The organism is Clostridium moniliforme (assembly GCF_017873235.1).
Classification (GTDB): Bacteria; Bacillota; Clostridia; order Clostridiales; family Clostridiaceae; genus Clostridium; species Clostridium moniliforme.
The window spans coordinates 1-22363 of sequence record NZ_JAGGJZ010000010.1 but is presented as its reverse complement, the minus strand read 5'-3'; the positions used below and the strand labels follow the sequence as shown (position 1 = coordinate 22363).

At 28.6% G+C, this 22363-nt stretch carries 21 protein-coding genes and 1 riboswitch; of the genes, 2 read left to right on the top strand and 19 right to left on the bottom strand.

Annotated features, from left to right (window positions below; all coding sequences use genetic code 11):
- Positions 1-5 precede the first annotated feature (5 nt).
- The 5 genes from guaA to groES form a co-directional block, all read right to left on the bottom strand.
- Positions 6-1538: a glutamine-hydrolyzing GMP synthase gene (guaA, locus tag J2Z53_RS11425; RefSeq protein ID WP_209797626.1), complete on the bottom strand. Its 1533-nt coding sequence runs from the start codon at positions 1536-1538 to the stop codon at positions 6-8.
- Positions 1539-1749: 211 nt separating this feature from the next.
- The gene (guaB, locus tag J2Z53_RS11420) at positions 1750-3204 is read right to left on the bottom strand and encodes an IMP dehydrogenase (RefSeq protein ID WP_209797625.1); all 1455 of its coding nucleotides are present in this window, start codon (positions 3202-3204) and stop codon (positions 1750-1752) included.
- A gap of 158 nt (positions 3205-3362) precedes the next feature.
- Positions 3363-3460: riboswitch (purine riboswitch) on the bottom strand.
- 206 nt (positions 3461-3666) lie between these two features.
- The gene (locus J2Z53_RS11415) at positions 3667-4083 is read right to left on the bottom strand and encodes a type II secretion system protein (RefSeq protein WP_209797624.1); all 417 of its coding nucleotides are present in this window, start codon (positions 4081-4083) and stop codon (positions 3667-3669) included.
- Positions 4084-4221: 138 nt separating this feature from the next.
- Positions 4222-5847, bottom strand: coding sequence for a chaperonin GroEL (gene groL / locus J2Z53_RS11410; protein WP_209797623.1), 1626 nt, complete (start codon positions 5845-5847; stop codon positions 4222-4224).
- A 13-nt stretch (positions 5848-5860) separates the two neighbouring features.
- Entirely contained in the window at positions 5861-6145 is a 285-nt protein-coding gene (gene groES, locus J2Z53_RS11405; protein WP_209797622.1) for a co-chaperone GroES, read from the bottom strand.
- 344 nt (positions 6146-6489) lie between these two features.
- Here groES and J2Z53_RS11400 point away from each other — a divergent pair, with 344 nt between their 5' ends.
- On the top strand, positions 6490-6777 hold the full coding sequence (locus J2Z53_RS11400) for an HNH endonuclease (RefSeq protein ID WP_209797621.1): 288 nt from the start codon (positions 6490-6492) through the stop codon (positions 6775-6777).
- 38 nt (positions 6778-6815) lie between these two features.
- Here J2Z53_RS11400 and J2Z53_RS11395 read toward each other — a convergent pair whose 3' ends face one another.
- The 7 genes from J2Z53_RS11395 to J2Z53_RS11365 form a co-directional block, all read right to left on the bottom strand.
- Positions 6816-7715, bottom strand: a complete 900-nt coding sequence (locus tag J2Z53_RS11395) for a DNA-3-methyladenine glycosylase family protein (RefSeq protein ID WP_209797620.1) — start codon at positions 7713-7715, stop codon at positions 6816-6818.
- A 312-nt stretch (positions 7716-8027) separates the two neighbouring features.
- Positions 8028-8876 (bottom strand): 3-hydroxybutyryl-CoA dehydrogenase, encoded by an 849-nt coding sequence (locus J2Z53_RS11390; protein ID WP_209797619.1) that lies wholly within the window; start codon positions 8874-8876, stop codon positions 8028-8030.
- A gap of 34 nt (positions 8877-8910) precedes the next feature.
- The gene (locus J2Z53_RS11385; RefSeq protein WP_209797618.1) at positions 8911-9918 is read right to left on the bottom strand and encodes an electron transfer flavoprotein subunit alpha/FixB family protein; all 1008 of its coding nucleotides are present in this window, start codon (positions 9916-9918) and stop codon (positions 8911-8913) included.
- Between the two features lie 20 nt (positions 9919-9938).
- Positions 9939-10718, bottom strand: coding sequence for an electron transfer flavoprotein subunit beta/FixA family protein (locus J2Z53_RS11380; RefSeq protein WP_209797617.1), 780 nt, complete (start codon positions 10716-10718; stop codon positions 9939-9941).
- Positions 10719-10734: 16 nt separating this feature from the next.
- Positions 10735-11874: an acyl-CoA dehydrogenase gene (locus J2Z53_RS11375; protein ID WP_209797616.1), complete on the bottom strand. Its 1140-nt coding sequence runs from the start codon at positions 11872-11874 to the stop codon at positions 10735-10737.
- Positions 11875-11935: 61 nt separating this feature from the next.
- Positions 11936-12718: a short-chain-enoyl-CoA hydratase gene (locus J2Z53_RS11370; protein ID WP_209797615.1), complete on the bottom strand. Its 783-nt coding sequence runs from the start codon at positions 12716-12718 to the stop codon at positions 11936-11938.
- Positions 12719-12959: 241 nt separating this feature from the next.
- Positions 12960-13604, bottom strand: coding sequence for a redox-sensing transcriptional repressor Rex (locus J2Z53_RS11365; RefSeq protein WP_209797614.1), 645 nt, complete (start codon positions 13602-13604; stop codon positions 12960-12962).
- 376 nt (positions 13605-13980) lie between these two features.
- Between J2Z53_RS11365 and J2Z53_RS11360 the strand changes: the two genes are divergently transcribed.
- Positions 13981-14820, top strand: coding sequence for a phosphatase PAP2 family protein (locus tag J2Z53_RS11360; protein WP_209797613.1), 840 nt, complete (start codon positions 13981-13983; stop codon positions 14818-14820).
- An 82-nt stretch (positions 14821-14902) separates the two neighbouring features.
- Here the strand turns inward: J2Z53_RS11360 and J2Z53_RS11355 are convergent, their stop codons facing one another.
- From J2Z53_RS11355 to J2Z53_RS11325, 7 genes are all read right to left on the bottom strand, one after another.
- On the bottom strand, positions 14903-17104 hold the full coding sequence (locus tag J2Z53_RS11355; RefSeq protein ID WP_209797612.1) for a heavy metal translocating P-type ATPase: 2202 nt from the start codon (positions 17102-17104) through the stop codon (positions 14903-14905).
- Positions 17105-17119: 15 nt separating this feature from the next.
- On the bottom strand, positions 17120-17479 hold the full coding sequence (locus J2Z53_RS11350; protein WP_209797611.1) for an ArsR/SmtB family transcription factor: 360 nt from the start codon (positions 17477-17479) through the stop codon (positions 17120-17122).
- A gap of 151 nt (positions 17480-17630) precedes the next feature.
- Positions 17631-18257 (bottom strand): zinc dependent phospholipase C family protein, encoded by a 627-nt coding sequence (locus J2Z53_RS11345; protein ID WP_234925853.1) that lies wholly within the window; start codon positions 18255-18257, stop codon positions 17631-17633.
- 284 nt (positions 18258-18541) lie between these two features.
- On the bottom strand, positions 18542-19393 hold the full coding sequence (locus J2Z53_RS11340; RefSeq protein WP_209797610.1) for a MurR/RpiR family transcriptional regulator: 852 nt from the start codon (positions 19391-19393) through the stop codon (positions 18542-18544).
- Between the two features lie 69 nt (positions 19394-19462).
- Positions 19463-20350, bottom strand: coding sequence for an ROK family protein (locus tag J2Z53_RS11335; protein ID WP_209797609.1), 888 nt, complete (start codon positions 20348-20350; stop codon positions 19463-19465).
- 210 nt (positions 20351-20560) lie between these two features.
- Entirely contained in the window at positions 20561-21013 is a 453-nt protein-coding gene (locus tag J2Z53_RS11330) for a YhcH/YjgK/YiaL family protein (RefSeq protein WP_209797608.1), read from the bottom strand.
- Between the two features lie 40 nt (positions 21014-21053).
- Positions 21054-22363, bottom strand: a 1310-nt coding sequence (locus J2Z53_RS11325) for a sodium:solute symporter (protein WP_209797607.1), incomplete at its 5' end; no start/stop codon positions are given.

Here is a 22363-nt window from a genome sequence, read left to right as displayed (position 1 = left end):
ATATTTTATTCCCACTCAATAGTTGCTGGTGGTTTTGAAGTTATATCATAAACAATTCTGTTTACTCCTTTAACTTCATTTACAATTCTTCTTGATACTAAATCTAATAAGTCATATGGTATTCTTGCCCACTCTGAAGTCATTGCATCACTTGAAGTAACAGCTCTAAGTGCTACTGTATGACAGTAAGTTCTTTCATCACCCATAACTCCAACTGATCTTATGTTTGGAAGGCAAGCAAAGTATTGCCATATAGTTTCATCAAGGTTAGCATTAGCTATTTCTTCTCTAAAAATTGCATCTGCTTCTCTAACTATTTCAAGTTTTTCTTCAGTTATTTCTCCAAGAACTCTAATTGCAAGTCCTGGACCTGGGAATGGTTGTCTCCATACTAACTTATGAGGAATTCCAAGTTCTTCTCCAACTGCTCTAACTTCATCTTTAAATAATTCTCTTAAAGGTTCAATTAATTCAAATTCCATATCTTCTGGAAGTCCACCAACATTGTGGTGAGATTTAATTACAGCTGATGTATCAGTTCCACTTTCAACTATATCTGGATATATTGTTCCTTGAACTAAGTAATCAATAGATCCAACTTTTTTAGCTTCTTCTTCAAATACTCTTATAAATTCTTCACCAATAATCTTTCTCTTAGTCTCTGGATCTGAAACTCCTTTAAGTTTTCCTAAGAATCTATCTTGAGCATTAACTCTTATGATGTTCATATCAAATTCTTTCTTAAATACTCTCTCAACAGTATCTCCTTCATCTTTTCTAAGTAAACCATGATCTACAAAGATACAAGTTAAGTTATGTCCTATAGCCTTATGTACAAGCATAGCTGCAACTGATGAATCAACACCACCTGATAATGCGCATAAAACTTTTTTATCTCCAACTAACTCTTTAATTTCTTTTATTTTATCTTCTGCAAATGAAGCCATTGTCCATAGGCTTTCTAAGCCACAAATTTCATGTAAGAAATTTTTAAGCATTTTTTGTCCAAATGGAGTATGTTCTACTTCTGGATGAAATTGAACTCCATAAAGATTTCTTTCTTCATTTTCCATTGCAGCAATTGGACATACTTCTGTGTGACCAATTATTTTAAATCCTTTTGGTGCTTCACTTATATAATCTGTATGACTCATCCAACAAATATCTTTTTCATTAATACCTTTAAATAGTCTTGATGTATTATCTAAATTTATTTCTGTTTTTCCATACTCTCTAACTGGAGCTGTATCAACCTTTCCTCCTAAAGTATGAGCCATAAGCTGATCTCCATAACATATTCCAAGTACTGGAACTCCTAGATTGAATATTTCTTCTGAAACTCTTGGTGCACCTTCACCATATACACTGTTTGGTCCACCTGTAAATATTATTCCCTTAGGATTTTTTTCTTTTATTTTTTCGATTGTATAACTATAAGGTATTATCTCACAATAAACACCACATTCTCTTACTCTTCTTGCTATAAGTTGATTATATTGTCCACCAAAGTCAACAACTAAAACTAAATCTTTTTTCATTAGCTCCTCCTAGATAAATAAATTTAAATCATCACTGTTTTTACAGTTTATTATTAATTATATCATATTTAGAGAAATATTTATCCTTTTATACGAATATTTTTTATTATTAATTAAATTATTTTCGTATTTTTGAAAATACCCTCATTTTTATAAATTCTTTATATATATTTTGCTTATATAATATAGATTTAATACCTAAATATAAACATTACTTCATTATACTATAGTTAGGTGCTTCCTTTGTCATATTTATATCATGAGGATGACTTTCTCTAAGTCCTGCTGATGTTTGAACAACAAATGTTGAAGTTTTATATAAAGTATCTAAATCCTTTGAACCTAAATATCCCATTCCAGCTCTAATTCCACCAAGCATTTGGAATATTGTATCTGAAACTGATCCTTTATAAGCTATTCTTCCTTCAATACCTTCTGGAACTAACTTTTTGTTTCCATCTTGGAAATATCTATCCTTTGATCCGCATGCCATAGCTCCTAAAGATCCCATTCCTCTATAAACCTTATAGCTTCTTCCTTGGAATATTTCAACTTCTCCTGGAGCTTCTTCACATCCTGCAAATAATGAACCCATCATTGCAGCACATGCACCAGCTGCTAATGCCTTAACAACATCTCCTGAATATTTAATTCCTCCATCTGCAATTACAGGAATTCCATATTTTTTCCCAACTTCAACACAATCCATAACTGCTGTAAGTTGTGGTACTCCTACTCCTGCAACAACTCTTGTTGTACATATAGATCCAGGTCCTATACCAACCTTAACACAATCAGCTCCAGCTTTTATTAAATCTTCTGTTGCCTCTGCTGTTGCAACATTTCCTGCTATTATTTGAAGTTCTGGATATTTTTCTTTAACTTTTTTAACTGCATCTAATACACCTTTTGAGTGTCCATGTGCTGTATCTATTGTTATAATATCAACCTTAGCCTTAACTAAAGCATCAACTCTTTCCATCATATCTTTAGTTACTCCAACAGCTGCTCCACATAATAATCTACCTTTACTATCTTTAGCTGCATTTGGGAATATTTTTGCTTTTTCGATATCTTTAATTGTTATAAGACCTTTTAATATTCCGTCTTTATCTACTAAAGGAAGCTTTTCTATCTTATGTGTTTTTAAAAGCTCTTTAGCTTCATCCATTGTTGTTCCTTCTGGTGCAGTAATTAAATTTTCACTTGTCATTACTTCTGATATCTTTCTAGATAAATCTTCTTCAAATGTTATATCTCTGTTTGTTAGTATTCCAACTAGTTTTCCGTTAACTGTTATTGGTACACCTGATATTCTATATTGACCCATTAATTCTTCTGCATCAGCTAAAGTGTTATCTGGTGATAAAAATATTGGATCTGTAATTACTCCATTTTCTTGTCTTTTTACTTTATCAACTTCTTTTGCTTGTGCTTCTATGCTCATGTTTTTGTGAATTATTCCAAGTCCGCCTTCTCTCGCCATAGCAATTGCCATTTTAGATTCAGTTACAGTATCCATACTAGCACTTATTAAAGGTATATTTAATTGTATTTTCTTTGTTACATTTGTCTTTAAAGATACTTGATTTGGCAACACTTCAGATTTATTTGGAACTAATAATACATCATCAAAAGTATATGCTTGTTTTAAAATTCTAGCCATTTTACATCCTCCTAATTTTACATTAATACTTTCACATTTAAAACTCTTTTGCAAGTTTTATTGCATTTCATCACTGTTTTTTTGTACAAAAAAAGCACATTAACTTCCTAAGTGAAGTTAATATGCCATAATAAATGCTACAATACGAGCAGCCTTAATGGTATATTAAATCCACTCATAGTCGGAAATTTAAGGTTCCCGGTAGATACTCCCTGCCATATTCAGGGGATATACGAGTTTTAAATGTGCATTTCGCTTTTTAAATTAAACTAATTATAAATTACATATTAATTAAAGTCAATAATTTTTTTGAATGATTTATTGCATTTATCACCAGAAATACAAATCTAACATTTGTAACTGTTTTCTTGAAAATGTATATAATATTATTTATAAAAAATCAAATATGGATATACTATTATTAGTTTTATAAAAGTTATTGCACTTTAAACTTTTAAATTTTTAAGGATTTTCAGCAATAAAAGATTCAAATTTATCATTTTCATCTAATTTAAAATATTTATTGCTTTCAATTATATCTCTACAATCAGATATATTCGTATCAGCCTTAAGATTAGGCAATGTATTTTCTAATGTTATACCTGAGCCTCCTAAATACTCTTTAGTTATATTATTACTTATAACATCACTAACTTTACTACCTGAAAAAGCTTTATTTTGTTTCATTTCATATGTGTCAACTGCCATTACAACTTTTCTAGCCTGATCCATTACTCTAGTCTTTTTTGCTTCATTCATATAACCAGTTATTTTTGGAACAAATATAGTTGCAAGTATTCCCATAATTGCAACTACTGCAACTAATTCTATAAGAGTAAATCCTTTTTTCTTCTTTTTAAATTTTATTATTTGATTCATTTTCTATCCCCTTTATTATAAAATTTTATTATTTTTTATATTTACTCCTATGATTATTGCCAATATATTTTTATTTATATCACTTCACATAAAAAAAGAAGCCAATAACTTTGGCTTCTTTTATAAAAATATTATATTTTAGTACATTCCATCCATACCCATTCCACCTGGTGTTGGCATTGCCTCTTCTTTTTGTGGAATGTCTACAACTGCAGCTTCTGTTGTTAAGAATGTTGAAGCTACTGATGCTGCATTTTGAAGTGCTGATCTTGTAACCTTTGTTGGGTCTACTATACCAGCTTTTATCATATTCTTATAATCTCCTCTTAATGCATCATATCCAATTCCAGCTTCACTATGTCTTACTTTTTCTATTATTACAGAACCTTCAACACCTGCATTTGTAGATATTTGTCTCATTGGCTCTTCAAGTGCTCTAACTATTATATCAATACCAACCTTTGTATCATATACATCTGATGTTAATTCTGCTACTTTATTTAATACATTAACATAAGCAGTTCCACCACCTGGTACTATACCTTCTTCAACTGCAGCTTTTGTTGCAGCTAGAGCATCTTCTATTCTAAGCTTTCTTTCTTTAAGTTCTGTTTCTGTTGCTGCACCAACTTTAATTACTGCAACTCCTCCAGCTAACTTAGCAAGTCTTTCTTGTAATTTTTCTTTATCAAATTCTGATGATGTTTCTTCAAGTTGAACTTTTATTTGATTAACTCTTTCTTTAATTTCTTCTGAATTTCCTCTACCATTTACTATTGTAGTATTTTCTTTAGTTACTTTTATACTTTCAGCTTCTCCTAGCATGTCTAATGTAACTTCTTTTAAATCTCTTCCAAGTTCTTCTGAGATAACTTCTCCACCTGTAAGGATTGCTATATCTTGTAACATTTCTTTTCTTCTATCTCCAAAGCCTGGTGCCTTAACTGCAACACAAGTAAATGTTCCTCTTAATTTATTTACAACTAATGTTGCCATTGCTTCTCCTTCAATATCATCAGCTATAATTAAAAGTTTTCTACCATTTTTAACTATTTCTTCTAATATAGGAAGTATATCTTGTATGTTAGTAATCTTTTTATCTGTAATTAATACATATGGATTTTCAAGATTAGCTTCCATTTTTTCTGTATCTGTTACCATGTAAGCTGAAACATAACCTCTATCAAATTGCATTCCTTCAACTACGTTAAGTTCTGTTCCCATTGATTTTGATTCCTCAACAGTTATAACGCCTTCGTTACCTACCTTTTCCATAGCATCTGCAATAAGCTTACCAATTGTTTCATCAGCTGCTGATATTGCTGCAACTCTTGCTATATCCTCTTTACCATTTACAGGTTTTGATATTCCTTTTATTTCTGTAACAGCCTTTTCAACTGCCATATTTATACCTTGTCTAATTAACATTGGATTAGCTCCAGCTGTTACATTTTTTAATCCTTCTCTAATAATAGCTTGTGCTAAAAGTGTTGCTGTTGTAGTTCCATCCCCTGCAACATCATTTGTTTTTGTAGCAACTTCTTTAACAAGTTGAGCTCCCATATTTTCATATGGATCTTCAAGTTCTATTTCTCTTGCTATTGAAACACCATCATTAGTTATAAGAGGTGCACCAAATTTTTTATCTAAAACTACATTTCTTCCTTTAGGTCCAAGTGTAACCTTTACTGTATCTGCTAATTTATCAACACCTATTTGCATTGCTCTTCTTGATTCTTCACCAAATTTAATCATTTTAGCCATAATAAAAAACCTCCTATTCAACTATTGCAAGAATATCTTCTTGCTTTAATATTATATATTCTTCTCCATCTAATTTTACTTCTGTTCCTGCATATTTTGAGTAAAGAACCTTATCTCCAACCTTTACTTCCATCTCTACTCTTTTTCCATCTACAATAGCTCCAGGTCCAACTGAAATTATTTCAGCCTCTTGTGGCTTTTCTTTAGCAGATCCTGTTAAAACTATTCCGCTTTTTGTTTTTTCTTCCGCTTCTAATCTTTTTATAACAACTCTGTCTCCTAATGGTTTAATAGTCATTTTAAAACCCCTCCTTTAAAATTCAATCAATATTAAACTTCATTTGTTAGCACTCTATACTAATGAGTGCTAATTATAATATAATAATATCTTTTCTATCCAATAAATTCAAATACTTATTAAAATATTTTATCTTAGAATAGCCTAATTATATTAAATTATAGCAACATAGTTCTATATTACTCTTATTTTCTTTAATTTATACCTACTTTCTTATTTTCTTTCTAAATGTAATTACTTCATTATAAATTTTATAAAACTTATAGGTATTTTATTCTTTTGATTTAAAATAAATATATTGATATAATATTCTTGTAAATTTCTTAAAAGAGGTAATTTATGATATGACACTTAAGTATACTTGTAAACTATGCAAAAGAATAGTTCCTGAAATAACAGAACATCATCTTATACCTAAAGAAAAAGGCGGCAAATATTATCCAACTACTATGTTATGTAAAATGTGCCATAACCAAATTCATGCTCTATATTCAAATAAAGAACTTGCCGCAAGATTATTTTCAATAGAAAGATTAAAAAACGATAAAAGTATAAAAAAGTATCTAAATTTCATAAAGGACATGCCTGGAGATGCTATTATTCCAATAAAAAAATCAAAAAAAAGACGTTAATAAAGGACTATATCCTATTAATATAGTCCTTTTATTTATTAATCTATTTTTATATTGTTTTCTCTTGCATAATAGAAAAGGTACTGTTGTGCAAATCCAGATAAATCTTTGAACTGATCTCTAGCAAATATTCTTATTTTATTAAGAGAACCTTCCTCTGCATTATAAAAATGCATCATTGCTCTTTTAACCCAAACATCTACAGGGAAAGCTGAATATTTACTCATTGAGAAAAGCATTATGCAATCAGAAACTTTAGCTCCAACCCCCTTAAACTCTTGCAGAGCACTATGACACTCATCATCTGTTAATGAAGATATTCTATCAAGGTTATAAAGCCCTTCTTCATTGTCTAAATCCTCATTTACCCTAGCTACAGTATCAACTATATACTTACTTCTAAATGAAGCTCCTGTTTCCTTTATTTCATCTTCTGTTGCATCTTTTAGCATTTCAGGAGTTGGGAATGTATAAAATTTTTCACCTTTATAATCTATTTCCTTTCCCCATCTTTCACTAATCTTTTTAATTGTTTTCTTTATTGAAGGAATACTATTTCTTGCAGAAATAATAAAACTTATTAAAAGTTCAAAAGGTTCTTGATTTAAAAGTCTTATTCCATATCCATAATCAACAGATTTTTTTAATATTTCATCCTTAGAAAGTTCTTCCTTAATCTTTCCATAATCCCTTTCTAAATCAAAATAAGATAACCAAATATTTTTAAAATCTTCTTCATTAGAATTTAAAATAGTAACTTTATCTCCATTTTGAATAACTTCTATTACTCTTCCATAAGCAATTATTATGTAATCTTCATCATTTATTTTTTCCCATCTAAAACATTGACCACACTCTAATATTTGTTTTATGTTAAAGTTCCTAACTTTTTCTAAAACAACTTTATTATCTTCATATAATACATTTTCAAAATCCATTTTAATCACCTTTTCTAATATTTTATATAATAATATATTCACCTATTTACCTACAATTATTTAATTAAATTATTTTTATACTAATTATAATTGTATAAACATATATCAACTTATTTATCCACAATTATTTAATTTTTTATATAAATTATGTGCATAAAAAACATTCTTTACTAATTATTATCCTTTAATTATCTTTATCAATTATATCACAAATAAAATATTTGTATAATAAAAAAGCACTAATTAATAGTGCTTTTTTATTATTTACGGTGTAGTTTTTTTATAAGTATTATTTATAATTAATTATATTAATTATTTGCTATAATCAAAGAATCCTCTTCCAGTCTTTCTTCCAAGCCATCCAGCTCTTACATATTTTCTTAAAATATTTGATGCTCTGTACTTGTTATCTCCTGTTTCATTGTATAAAACATCCATAATAGCTAAACAAACATCTAATCCTATTAAATCTCCTAATGCTAAAGGTCCCATTGGGTGATTAGCACCATATTTCATAGCTGTATCTATATCTTCTGCAGAAGCAATTCCTTCTTGAAGTATAAAACTTGCTTCATTTATCATTGGAATTAATATTCTATTTACTACAAATCCTGGAGCTTCTGCAACTTCTACAGGTTCTTTTCCAATTTCTACTGATAATGCTTTTACAGCATCAAAAGTTTCTTGACTTGTAGCTATTCCTCTAATAATTTCAACTAATTTCATTACTGGAGCTGGGTTAAAGAAATGCATTCCTATAACCTTATCTGGTCTCTTTGTTGCTGATGCAACTTCAGTAATTGATAGTGATGATGTATTTGAAGCTAAAATTGTTTCTGGCTTACAAATTTCATCTAATTCAACAAATATTTCTTTTTTAATTTTCATATTTTCTACAGCAGCTTCTACTACTAAATCACAATCAGCTGCTAAAGCCATATCAGTTGTTCCTGAAAGTCTTCCTAGTATTTCTTCTTTAACTTCTTCTGTCATTTTTCCTTTAGTAACTAATCTTGAAAGGCTCTTATTAATTCCTGCTAATCCTCTTTCAACAAACTCATCTTTAATATCTCTAACAATTACTTCGTATCCCTTTTGTGCAAATGTTTGAGCTATTCCAGCTCCCATAGTACCTGCACCTAAAACAAATATCTTTTTCATAATTAACACCCTCCTAATTTTTAAGTTGAAAGCTTTATTTTCCTTCTTTTACTTCTCTAAATTGTGCTATTAATTCTGGTAATACTTTGTTTATATCACCAACTATTGCATAGTCAGCCATCTTCATTATTGGAGCACTATCATCTTTGTTTACAGCAATAATCATATCTGAATCTTGCATACCAGCTGCGTGTTGGATTGCTCCTGAAATACCACATGCTATATATATGTTAGGTCTTACTGTCTTTCCTGTTTGACCAACTTGATAATCTCTTTCTATCCATCCCTTATCAACTGCTGCTCTTGAACCTGCAACTGATCCTTCTAAAACTTCTGCTAATTCATAAAGTTTTTGGAAATTTTCCTTACTTCCCATTCCTCTACCACCAGAGATAATGAAGTTTGCTTCACTTATATCTTCAACTTCTCTAGTTTCTTTTACTATTTCAACTACTTTTGTTCTTATGTCTTCACTTGAAAGTTTAACTTCAACTTCTTCTACTTTGAAGTTATCATTTTTTTCTTCTACCTTTGAGAAAACTCCAGGTCTTACTGTTGCCATTTGTGGTCTATGATCTGGACATGCTATTGTTGCCATTAAGTTTCCACCAAATGCTGGTCTTGTAGCTAAAAGATCTCCATTTTCAACTACAACATCTAATTGAGTACAGTCAGCTGTTAATCCAGTTGATAATCTAGCTGCAACTCTTGGTCCTAAATCTCTTCCTATAAAAGTAGCTCCTATAAATAATATTCCTGGCTTTCTTTCTGTTGCTAAATCACATATAACTTTTGTATATCCATCTGTTGTATAATGTTCTAATTCTTTGTTATCTGCAACTATAACTTCGTCAGCACCATTTTCTCCTAATGTATTAGCTAAACCTTTTATATTATTACCTAATAATAAAGCTGTAAGCTTAACTCCTAATTTATCTGCAATTTTTCTACCTTCGCCTAATAATTCTAATGATACCTTTTGTAATTCGCCTTCTCTTTGTTCAGCAAATACCCATACGCCATTGTAATCTTTTATATTCATTTTAAAATTACCTCCCAATTTTAGATGTAGTGTTTTTCTTTTAATTTTCCGATAACATATTTAACTGCGTCCTTTGGACCTTCTTTTATAAGTTCTCCCGCTCCCTTAACTTCCTTAGTCATTGACTTTTTAACTTTTGTAGGTGAACCTTTTAGTCCTAATTCTGCCTTATCTACATCTATATCATCTGCTGACCATATAGTTATTTCTTTATCAACTGTATCGAATATTAATCCAACATTCATATATCTTGGATGATTTAATTCTTCTATTGCTGTTAAAAGACATGGTGATTGAACTTTTATTAATTCATATCCATCTTCTAATGCTCTATTTACTAATAATCCATCTTCTTCTATCTTAACATCTTGAACATAAGTTACTTGAGGAATTCCTAAATGTTCTGCAATTTCTGGTCCAACTTGAGCTGTATCTCCATCAATCGCTTGTCTTCCTGCAAATATTATATCGTACTCTAACTTTTTAATTGCTCCAGCTAATGCTTTTGAAGTTGCAAGTGTATCTGCTCCAGCAAATGCTCTATCAGTTATAAGTACTGCCTCATCAGCTCCCATACATAAAGCTTCTCTTAAAGCATCCTTAGCTTGAGGAGGTCCCATACTAATTACAGTAACCTTTGCTCCTGATTTATCTTTTATTTGAAGGGCAGCTTCTAATGCATGCTTATCTTCTGGGTTTATTATTGATGGAACTCCATCTCTTATAAGTGTTCCTGTTTTAGGATCTATCTTTACTGCTGTTGTATCTGGAACTTGTTTTAAACAAACTAATATATTCATTTTTAAAAAGCCTCCCCTATCTTAACTTACTTCCTGCGATAACCATTTTTTGAACTTCTGAAGTTCCTTCATAAATTTCTGTTATCTTAGCATCTCTCATCATTCTTTCAACTGGATATTCTTTAGTGTAGCCATATCCACCAAATAATTGAACTGCCTTAGTTGTAACTTCCATTGCTACTTCTGCTGCAAATAATTTAGCTCTTGCTGCATCAACTGAATATGGAAGTCCAGCTTGTTTTAAGCTTGCAGCTTTATATACTAAATATCTTGCTGCTTCAACTTTTGTATCCATTTCAGCAATCATCCATTGTAATCCTTGGAATGCTGAAAGAGGTCTTCCAAATTGCTTTCTTTCTTTCATGTAATTAACAGCTTCTTCTAATGCACCTTCTGCAATTCCTAATGCTTGAGCTGCTATACCAATTCTACCACCATCTAAAGTTTTCATTGCAATTGCAAATCCTTTACCTTCTTGTCCAATTAAATTTTCCTTTGGAACAATACAATTTTCCATAATTAACTCAGTAGTTGATGATGCTCTAATACCCATCTTTTCTTCAAGCTTACCAATTGAAAAACCTTCAAAACCTTTTTCAACTATGAAAGCTGATATTCCTTTTGTTCCCTTTGATTTATCTGTCATAGCAAATATTATGAAAGTTTCAGCAACTCCACCATTTGTTATGAATATTTTTGATCCATTTAATACATAATGATCTCCTTCTAAAACAGCAGTTGTTTGTTGTCCTGAAGCATCTGTACCAGCTCCTGGCTCAGTTAAACCAAAAGCTCCAATTTTTTCTCCCTTTGCAAGAGGTACTAAATATTTTTCCTTTTGTTCTGGTTTACCAAATTCATTTATTAATGTAGCACAAAGTGAAGTATGTGCTGAAAGTATAACTCCTGTTGTTGCACAAACCTTTGATAATTCTTCAACAGCTAATATATATGAAAGTATATCTCCATTAGCTCCACCAAATTCTTTTTTAAAAGGTATTCCCATCATGCCAAGCTTAGCCATTTTTTGTACATTTTCCATTGGGAATCTTTCTGTTTCATCAATTTCAGCTGCAATTGGTTTTACTTCATTTATAGCGAATTCTCTAACCATTTGTCTTACTAATTCTTGTTCTCTAGTTAATTGGAAATTCATTTAAATTACCCTCCTAATCAATACACAATTATTATCAGTGAATTTATAATTATTTTTTAAATTATTTATTTTGGAAGTTCTTATCTCTTCTCTCCATAAAAGCAGTCATTCCTTCTACTTGGTCTTCTGTACTAAAACATTTACCAAAGTCTTCTGCTTCTATCATTATTGCTTCATCTATATTAACTTGCATTCCTCTTCCTATTGCATCTTTACATAACTTAACTGCAATTGGTGCATTAGCCATTATTTTATTTGCCATAGCTTTTGCTTCTTCCATTAAATTTTCTAGAGGAACTACTTTATTTACTAATCCTATTCTTAAAGCTTCATCTGCTCTAATAATTTCACATGTATAAATAAGCTCTTTTGCTTTTCCTAGTCCAACTATTCTTGCTAGTCTTTGAGTTCCACCAAATCCTGGAGTTATTCCAAGCCCAGCTTCTGGTTGACCAAATTTAGCTTTTTCTGAAGCTATTCTAATATCACATGCCATTGAAAGCTCACATCCACCACCTAATGCAAATCCTGAAATTGCTGCAATAACTGGCTTGTCTAATTTTTCTAGTCTTCTAAATACTTTATTTCCTAAAATTCCAAACTCTCTTCCTTGCTCTTCATTTAAATCTTTCATTTCTGAAATATCTGCACCTGCAACAAAAGATTTTTCTCCAGCTCCAGTTAAAATAACACAAGTTATATTATTATCTTCTTCTAAGTTTGTTATTACTGTGTCAAGCTCTTTTAAAGTTTCTGAATTTAAAGCATTTAATGCCTTTGGTCTATTAATTGTTACAATAGCTAAATTTCCTTCCTTTTCAAGAAGCACATTTTTTAATTCCATTAATAAAGCCCTCCTTTGGCAACTACCTATTTATATTTTAATTAAGCTAACATTCGTATTATAAGAATAAATTTATCTTTAAGTTTTTAAATAAAATTAAATCTCTATCTTTGTTAATATTATAACAAATGATAATAAAAAAATAATTGAAGTCTTTCAACTTCAATTATGATTATAATACTTTGTTAAATTTTTTGCAATATAAATCTATTACATTAATTATTTTTTTTTATTCCTTACCTTATTCTCCATCTTTTTCTTTATCGTGAAGTAAATATACTAATGTAAGTAAACTCTCGCTAAGGTGCACGTTTTCTACTGTTACATCATTTGGAACAACAAGATCTACTGGTGCAAAATTCCAAATTCCCTTAACTCCACCTTCGACTAAAGTATCACAAACTTTTTGTGCATTTATTCTTGGTACACAGATTACACCAATATCTATTTTATTATCTTTTAAGAATGCTTTTAAATTATCAATATCTTGAATTTCAACATCTCTTATTTTCATTCCTAAAAGCTTTGGATTAGCATCAAATATAGCCTTTAAGTTAAATCCCATTGAGCCAAATCTTGTATAGTTTGCAATTGCTTGACCTATATTACCTGCACCGATTATTATAGAATTATGCTCATTTTCTAATCCAAGTATATTTCTTATTTGACCTGCAAGTTCTCTTACATTATAGCCGTATCCTTGTTGCCCAAAATCTCCAAAACAATTTAAGTCTTGACGTATTTGTGAGGCTGTAAAGCCTATTTTTTCTCCTAGTTCCTTAGAAGATATTCTATCAACATCATTTCTTAATAATTCATTTAAATATCTGTGATATTTAGGCAATCTTTTGATAACAGCCATAGAAATATTTTTCTTTTTTTCCATACTGTTTTCTCCTTAATAAATATTTTTATAATATTATTATATATTTTTATAAATTCATACTTTAAAGTTTTAAAATATCTTTTCTTTATCACTATTATATTATCATAAAATATATATAATAATCTATTCTTTATATAAAAAATAAAGCTTATATATAAGATTATTACTTATATATAAACTTTACTTAAAGATATAAAGTTTTTTTAACTTTATAACAGGATTTCTCCTGTATGCTACCTTCTTTGCTCTGCCTGAAATATTTACCGTAGTAAATTATACTTAGCTTTATGTCCTTTGTCAATGGAATTACTTGTATACTATAAAGTAATTAGTATATAATATTTTCTAAATATAATTTAATGAAAGGACTGAACAAATGGAAGTAATAAAATTTATACAAAGTTTTTCAAATCCATTTTTAGATTATTTTTTTAGTATTATAACTCATATGGGTGGAGCAACTATTGGAGTAATCTTTTCTGTAATACTATTTTGGTGCATTAATAAGCCGTTAGGTTATAAGTTTTTATATGCAATTATATTTTCATTCTCATTAAATAATGTATTAAAAGGATTCTTTAATTCACCAAGACCAATTGGACAAACTGGAATAACAAGTAATGAAATAAAAACTGCAACTGGTAGTTCCTTTCCTTCTGGTCACTCCCAAGGAAATGCAACATCCTTTACCTTTATGATGAACGAATTTAGGAATAAATATGTATGGATTATTGGAATATTTATGCTTATTATGGTGCCTTTATCTAGACTTTATTTAGGTGTTCATTGGCCAAAGGATGTTATAGCTGGAACAATTATTGGTATACTATCTGTTTTTATTTCAAATAAAATATTTGATAAATCCTTTGATAAATCATCATCATTAATTATTTATTCCTTAATAATATTTTTAGTTCTTGGATTATTTTTACCAAGTAATGATTTAAACAAAGCACTTGGAGCCTTTATTGGATTTGTTATATCCTTAAAATTAGAGAAGAAATACATAAAATTTAATCCAAACGGAAAGACATTAACTCAAATAATAAAATGTACAATTGGAATAGCTGGAGCTTTAATAATTTATCTATTATTTTCAAAATATTTAAAGGGAACTTCTTTTACTATTTTAAAATACTTCTCATTAACTATGTGGATTGCATCAATAGCTCCATTTATATTTGTAAAATTAAATCTTTGTAAGAAGGATTATTAAAAAATATTAAAAAGGATTAAGAAACTTCTTAATCCTTTTTTAATTCAATGATATTAATTTATAATTTAAATATTATAATAAACTACCTTTTATATCTAAGGGCTCTCATTGAATTTAAAACTGCTATTAAAGTAACTCCAACATCTGCAAATACTGCTTCCCACATATTTGCATCTCCTAATGTTGCAAGAATTAAAACTAATAACTTTATTCCTAATGAAAATATTATATTTTGCCATAATATTTTATTAGTTCTTCTTGATATTTTTATAGCATCTACTAAAGCATTAATTTCATCCTTCATTAAAACAACATCAGCTGCCTCTATGGCTGCATCTGATCCTATTCCACCCATTGCAACTCCAACATCTGCTCTTGCAAGTACTGGTGCATCATTTATTCCATCACCAACAAAGGCAAGTTTTCCACTTTTCTTTTTGTCTAGAAGTTCTTCAACCTTTTCTACCTTATTGTTTGGTAAAAGTTCTGAATATATATTATCTATACCTATTTCTTTTCCAACTGACTCTGCTACCTTTTTACTATCTCCAGTTAGCATAACAATATTTTTAACACCAATATTTTTTAATTCTTTAATATCTTCCTTTGAATCTTCTTTTATTTCATCTGATATTATTATGCTTCCTTTATACTCATTATCTATTGCTATATATACTATTGTTCCTATCTCATCATAACTTGGAACAGTAATATTGTTTGCATCCATTAATTTTTTATTTCCTGCCAATATAACTTTATTATATGCTTTAGCTACAACACCTTTTCCTGATACTTCTTTGTGACTATCAATAACTAAATCATCTATATTATTAGATTTTTTATATTCTTGCATTATTGACTTTGCTATAGGGTGATTTGAATAACTTTCACATATTGCAGCATATTTTAAAAGCTCACTTTTTGAAATTTCAACATTATTTATTTTAGAAACTTTAAATACACCTTTAGTTAGTGTACCTGTTTTATCAAATACAACTGTATCAACATCTTTTAATATTTCTAAATAATTTCCTCCTTTAATTAATATTCCCCTTTTAGAAGCTCCACCAATACCTGCAAATAATCCTAGTGGCACTGAAACTACTAAAGCACAAGGACAAGAAACTACTAAGAATATTAATGCTCTATATATCCATTCACTCCAAATTCCATTTTCAATTACTAAAGGAGGAATTATAGCTAATGCTAGTGCTGAAAATACAACAATTGGTGTATAATATTTTGCAAACTTAGTTATAAACTTCTCTGTTAAAGCTTTTTTGCTACTTGAATTTTGTACAAGTTCTAATATTCTTGCAACTGTGGAATCTTCAAATTCCTTTGTTACCCTAACCTTTATTGTATTTGTACTATTTATACATCCAGCTAATAGTTCATCACCTTCATTTTTACTTACTGGTATTGATTCTCCTGTAAGGGCTGATGAATCTACTGATGTATTTCCATTTATTATGATTCCATCTAAAGGAACTCTCTCACCTGGCTTTATTATAATTATGTCATCTACCTTAACTTCCTCTGGTAAAACTTTAATTATTTTATTATCTTTATCTAAATTAGCATACTCTGCTTTAATATCCATAAGTTCTGATATTGAATTTCTTGATCTATTTACTGCATAGCTTTGAAACATTTCCCCTATTTCATAGAATAGCATAACTGCTACCCCTTCTGGATACTGTTTAATTGCAATTGCTCCAATTGTAGCTATACTCATTAAGAAGTTTTCATCAAATATTTTTCCCTTTAATATATTTCTAATTGAACTTAGAAGAACTTCAAAACCTACAAATAAATATGAAGCTATTAGTATAACTGGATTTTCATCACATATCATACCTATTATAAATAGAATTATTCCTATTAGTAATCTGAAGTTTTCTTTGAAAAAATTTGGTTTTTCTTCTTTTAATATTTCCTTACCTTTATTATGATCATGATGATGCTCATTATGACTTGTACAACATCCATCATTACAATGTCCACAGTGAGAATCTTCAACTTTTCTATAATTATTAGATGATGTTAATACATATTTTTCTACAGTAACATCTGGTTCTAAATCTTTAACTACTTTAGTAACTTTATCAATAATATATTTTTCATCAACATTTCCATCATATTTAATTATAAGTAGTTTAAAAGAAAAATTTAAGGTTGCTTCTTTTACTTCTTGGAAATCGCTAACACTTTTTTCAATCTTAGCTGCACAATTTGCACAGTCCAATCCATTTAGTGAAAGTTTTATTTTTTTATTTTCCATAAAAAGTACCTCCTTTTATTCATTTACGTGATTTAGTCCTTCATTAAATATTCTCATAATATGTTCATCATCTAGAGAATAATAAACAACTTTTCCTTCACGTCTAAATTTAACTAATCTTGCCGCTTTTAAAGTTCTTAATTGATGTGATACTGCTGATTGAGTCATATTTAAAAGTGCTGCTATATCACATACACACATTTCACTTTCATATAAAGCACATATTATTTTTATTCTTGTTGTATCACCAAAAACTTTAAATAATTCTGCTAAATCATATAAAGTTTCTTCCTTTGGTAATCTATCTTTTGCATTATCAATTCTATCTTGATGTATTATATTAATTCCACATTTATATATTGAATCTTTTGCCATAAAAATACCCCCATACATATGAATGATTGTTCATATGTTCATTATATTCTTATAAATTAAAAAGGTCAATATATATTAAAAGAAAAAGAGTATAAAATAAAAATATTTTATACTCTTTATTAATCAATTTTTATATTATTTTTTACATTAATTACATTGCGATTCTATTTTCATCTTCTTCATCAATACTGATTGAAGATATTTTTTCGTTATTAATTTTTCTCTCATTCTCAATTACAGACTCAATAATCATATTAAATACATTACTACAAACATAGTATGCAAAGTTTAAGTCATTTATATAACTCTCCTCTGTTGCATATAATTTTAATGTCTCGTCTATAAAATATCTCACATTATCTATCTTTACCCTACTATTTTTAATTACATCAATTTTATAATTTTTAGCTATTCGTGAAAGTTCTCTTTCATACATAATATGAGGTTTCATTGCACTTTTAAACTCCCATCTTTGGAAATGAGGTAGACAATAATAGTCTGTTAAGAAGTGGCATACAACCCCTAAGGCTCCACTAAACTTTCCTATACTACTTTCATTATTTATTTCAGTTATTGATAGTGAAGATAACTTCTCTATCATATCAACTATCATATCTATACTTTCATCGTAATAATGCTTTTTAAATTTATACCTTGATGCACAATCTGGCTTTATATTTCCCCAAATAAATCTTTTTCTATTTATTAAATATAATCTATCATCTCTTAAATTATTTAATATATAATCTGCAATCATCATGTGAGTGTTCATCATCATTTAAACATCACTTCCTTATTAATTTTAAACCTTGAGTTAATGTTACTATAAAAGTATTGTAAAATACATCTCTATTTTATTGGACAACTTGTAAAATATTTCAGAATTTTTTAAAAATATAAATTTTAATGTATTTTTTAATATATTATTATTTAATATTTTCCCTACATATTATTTTATCACTTATTTTAACTTTTATTACAATAATTTAAAATAAGATACCTAAAAATTTTTTTAGATATCTTAATTATATATTTTTTAACTAATATTTATTTATATATTAATTAAATTCCTTCATTATAATATTCAATTGCATTTGTGGTTCTTAACTTTCTATCTACTGCTTCATTAAACATATCTTTAATAACTTCTGTATATACTAAATCCATTAAAAATATTTGTTGTATTTTAGATGAAAAAGAACCAGTTTCAAGAATTGTTTCTGAAGATACATATGTTAACTCAGCATCAGATAAATTTCTTAATGGATTATCAGTATCTTCTGTTAATGATATAATCTTTACTTTATTTTCTTTTGCAAGTTCTACTGTCTTTAATATTTCTTTTGTTGTTCCTGAGTGAGATATAGCAACAATTACATCTCCTCTATTCATTATAGCTGACATAATAACCATAGTATGACTGTCTGTTATAGGAACAGTATTTAAACCTATTCTCATAAATTTATAATTACTATCTATAGCTACAACTCCTGAATATCCTATTCCTATAAAATATATTTTTTTTGCTGTAAGTATTAACTCTCTACATTGATTTATTATATTTTTATCTATTTTGCATACAGTTCCATCTAAAACATTAATTGTAGCTTGCAATAGCTTATTAGCTGTCTCCATTACGCCTTCATCTTTGTGTACATGTGAACTTATAACACTTGTTTTATTCTGAATAGACAAGTCCTTTGCTAAAGTAACCTTAAAATCTTGGAAGCCACTAAATCCAGCCTTTTTTGTAAATCTTGTAATAGTTGCCTCTCCTATATTTGACTCTCTAGCAATTTCTGAAATTGACTTATATATAACACTCTCTAAATTAGTTTCTATATATTTAATTAAAGTTTTATCTGATTTTGTAACTTTAAAATTAGGTTCCTTAAGTTGTTCTAATATTCCCATTATACACCTCTTATAAATTTATTATATTTTCATTTGTTTCATAATTAGTATAACATTATTAGGTGATAATTACATTAATTCCTTTACTTTATAATTATATACAGCACCCATCATTCCTGCTGTATTTCTAAGTTCTGCAAAAGCTATATTAGTATTGTTATAAACTGATTCTATTAAATATTTCTTCAATGATTTATCAATTAAAGGTCTTAAAATATCCTCTCTAGCCATAATTCCTCCACCTAATACAAAAACTTCAGGATTAAATAAATAAACTGTATTGCTTATTCCAAGAGCTAAAATATCTGCTAACTTTTCAATTTCATCTATACATATAGAATCTCCATCTTCATACCCTTTAAATATTTTTTTACCATTTATATCATTTTCATCTATACCTTTTCTATGAGCTACATTTTTTACTAAAGCAGTAGTTGATGCAATATTTTGTATTTGCTCTCCATTAACTAGCATATAGCCAATTTCCCCTGCTGAATTGCTAAATCCATGTATTATTTTTCCATCAACTATTATAGCTCCACCTATTCCTGTTCCAATTGTCATACACGCCATTGATTTCTTTCCTTTTCCTGCTCCAAGCCATAACTCACCTAAGGCAGCACAGTTTACATCATTTTCCACTTCACATTTTATATTAAATTCTTTTTCTAAAATCTTTTTTATTTCAACTCCTGTATAATTTGGGATAGTTGGTCCTGCATATACTATTTTCCCTTCATTTGGACAAACCATACCAGCTGTAGATACACATATTCCTTCTATTTTATATTCCTTATTCATTTCACTAATTATTTCTTTAACTTTATCTATTATACTCATTCCACCTTTATGAGCTTCAGTTGATCTTTCGGAAGATTTAATTATATTTCCATCTTCACTTATAACTCCATATTTAATATTAGTTCCACCAATATCTATACCTGCAAATAGTTTCATATAAAATCACCTCTATATATTATTGTATAATTTAATTAATTCTCTCATTATACATTTTATTACTTTCTAAGTTAATTTATTGAATATATTCTACTTATAATTTATATAACCTTTTTATATTTATCTAAAATATTTAATAAATTTAGACAATAATACCCTACAACATAATTATTATGTTATAGGGTATTTTTAATTAACAATAAGATTTTTTTATAATATTACTTTGTAAATAGCCTTTTTAACATTATCTGAATTTTCATCTGCCTTTAAACAAGTCATATGAATATCAGCTGGATAACATATTAGAAAATCTCCCTTTTCAAGAACTACTGAGGAATTTTCATCTCCTTCAAATGAAAGGAAATCATCCTTTTCAACATATTCCTTAAATTTTAAATTTTCTTTAAAGTTAAGATTTATTCTTTCTTTTCCTTCAAATACTACATGAACATCTATATATTTTTTATGACCTTCCCAAAAACGATCTTTCTTATCCTTAGTAGTATAGTTAACCCTATTTAAGAAAAGCTTGTCACCTTCAATTTCATGACTTCCTGCTTCATATTCAATTACATTATTTTCTAAAGCATGTCTTAAAGCCTTCTTTACTAATTCATGTAGATAATTATAACTTTCTAAATCTTTTAAATTTCCAAATATCATTTTATTACCTCCCATAAAGTTACTTTATTTAAAATTAACATTATGATAAAGCAGCTTCTCTTTTATCATTGTCTTCTTTATTATTTTTTTTATTATAATAAATTGTAGCTTCATTTTGTGTCTTTTCATCTACAACTTGTGATTGAGTAATTAATGATACTAACATTCCAACTATTACTGAAACTCCAATAGATATTATTGCATATGACCATATACTTACATCAAATCCACCATATTTGCATACTATTACAGCTATTGCTGATGCTATAAACCCTGCATATGCTCCAGCTTTTGTTGCTTTCTTAAAGAATATTCCAAGTACAAATATTCCAGCTAAAACTCCAAGTACAAGTCCCATAAATCCATTAAACCACTCATAAGCTGATTTAACTCCACCATTTGCTAATATAATTGCCATTCCAATTGATGCAATACCAACTCCTAAAGAAATATATTGTGCAAGCTTTGTTTGCTTTTCCATTGACATATCTTTTGATATGTATTTTTGAATATCTAAAGTCCAACTTGTTGCAACTGAATTTAATCCAGTTGAAAGTGTTGATTGAGCTGCTGCATAAATAGCTGCTAAAACTATACCAGTTATACCAACAGGTAATTGATAAGCTATGTATGAAGCAAATATTTGATCTTGTTGTGCAGTTTGTAATAATGCTGGGTTTTGTTTGTAGAATACAAATAAGGCTGTTCCTATTAGATAGAATATAGTAGCAACGAATAATGATAGTACTAAGTTTCCATATGTCATTTTCTTTAATTGTTTTATATCAGTAGTTGTTGTAAATCTTTGAACTATATCTTGACTTGATATATATGATGAGAAAGTATTTAAACCACCACCTACAATTAATAAGAATACACTTGATTTAAATATATTTGCATCAAATACTGGTTCAGTTGATGCTAAGAATTTTCCACCTTCAGTTAATTCACTCATTATTGAGCCAAATCCACCGTTAATTGTTGAAACTAAGAATATTAATGAAAATATAATTCCTGCTATAAGTACGCATCCTTGAATAAAGTCTGTCCATAATACTGACTTTAATCCACCTGTATATGAGTAAATTATTGCTATAACTCCCATTGCGATAATAAGTAAATAAACATTTATTCCTGTAAGATTTGCAAGTACCATTGATGGTAAATACATAATTATTGCCATACGTCCAATTTGATAAATTATAAACATTAAAGCTCCAAGAATTCTAAGACCTTTATCTTTATATCTAATTTCTAAGTATTCATAAGCAGTATCGATATCTAATCTACTGTAAACTGGTAGAAAATATCTTATAGTAAGAGGTACTGCTATAAACATACCTAATTGTG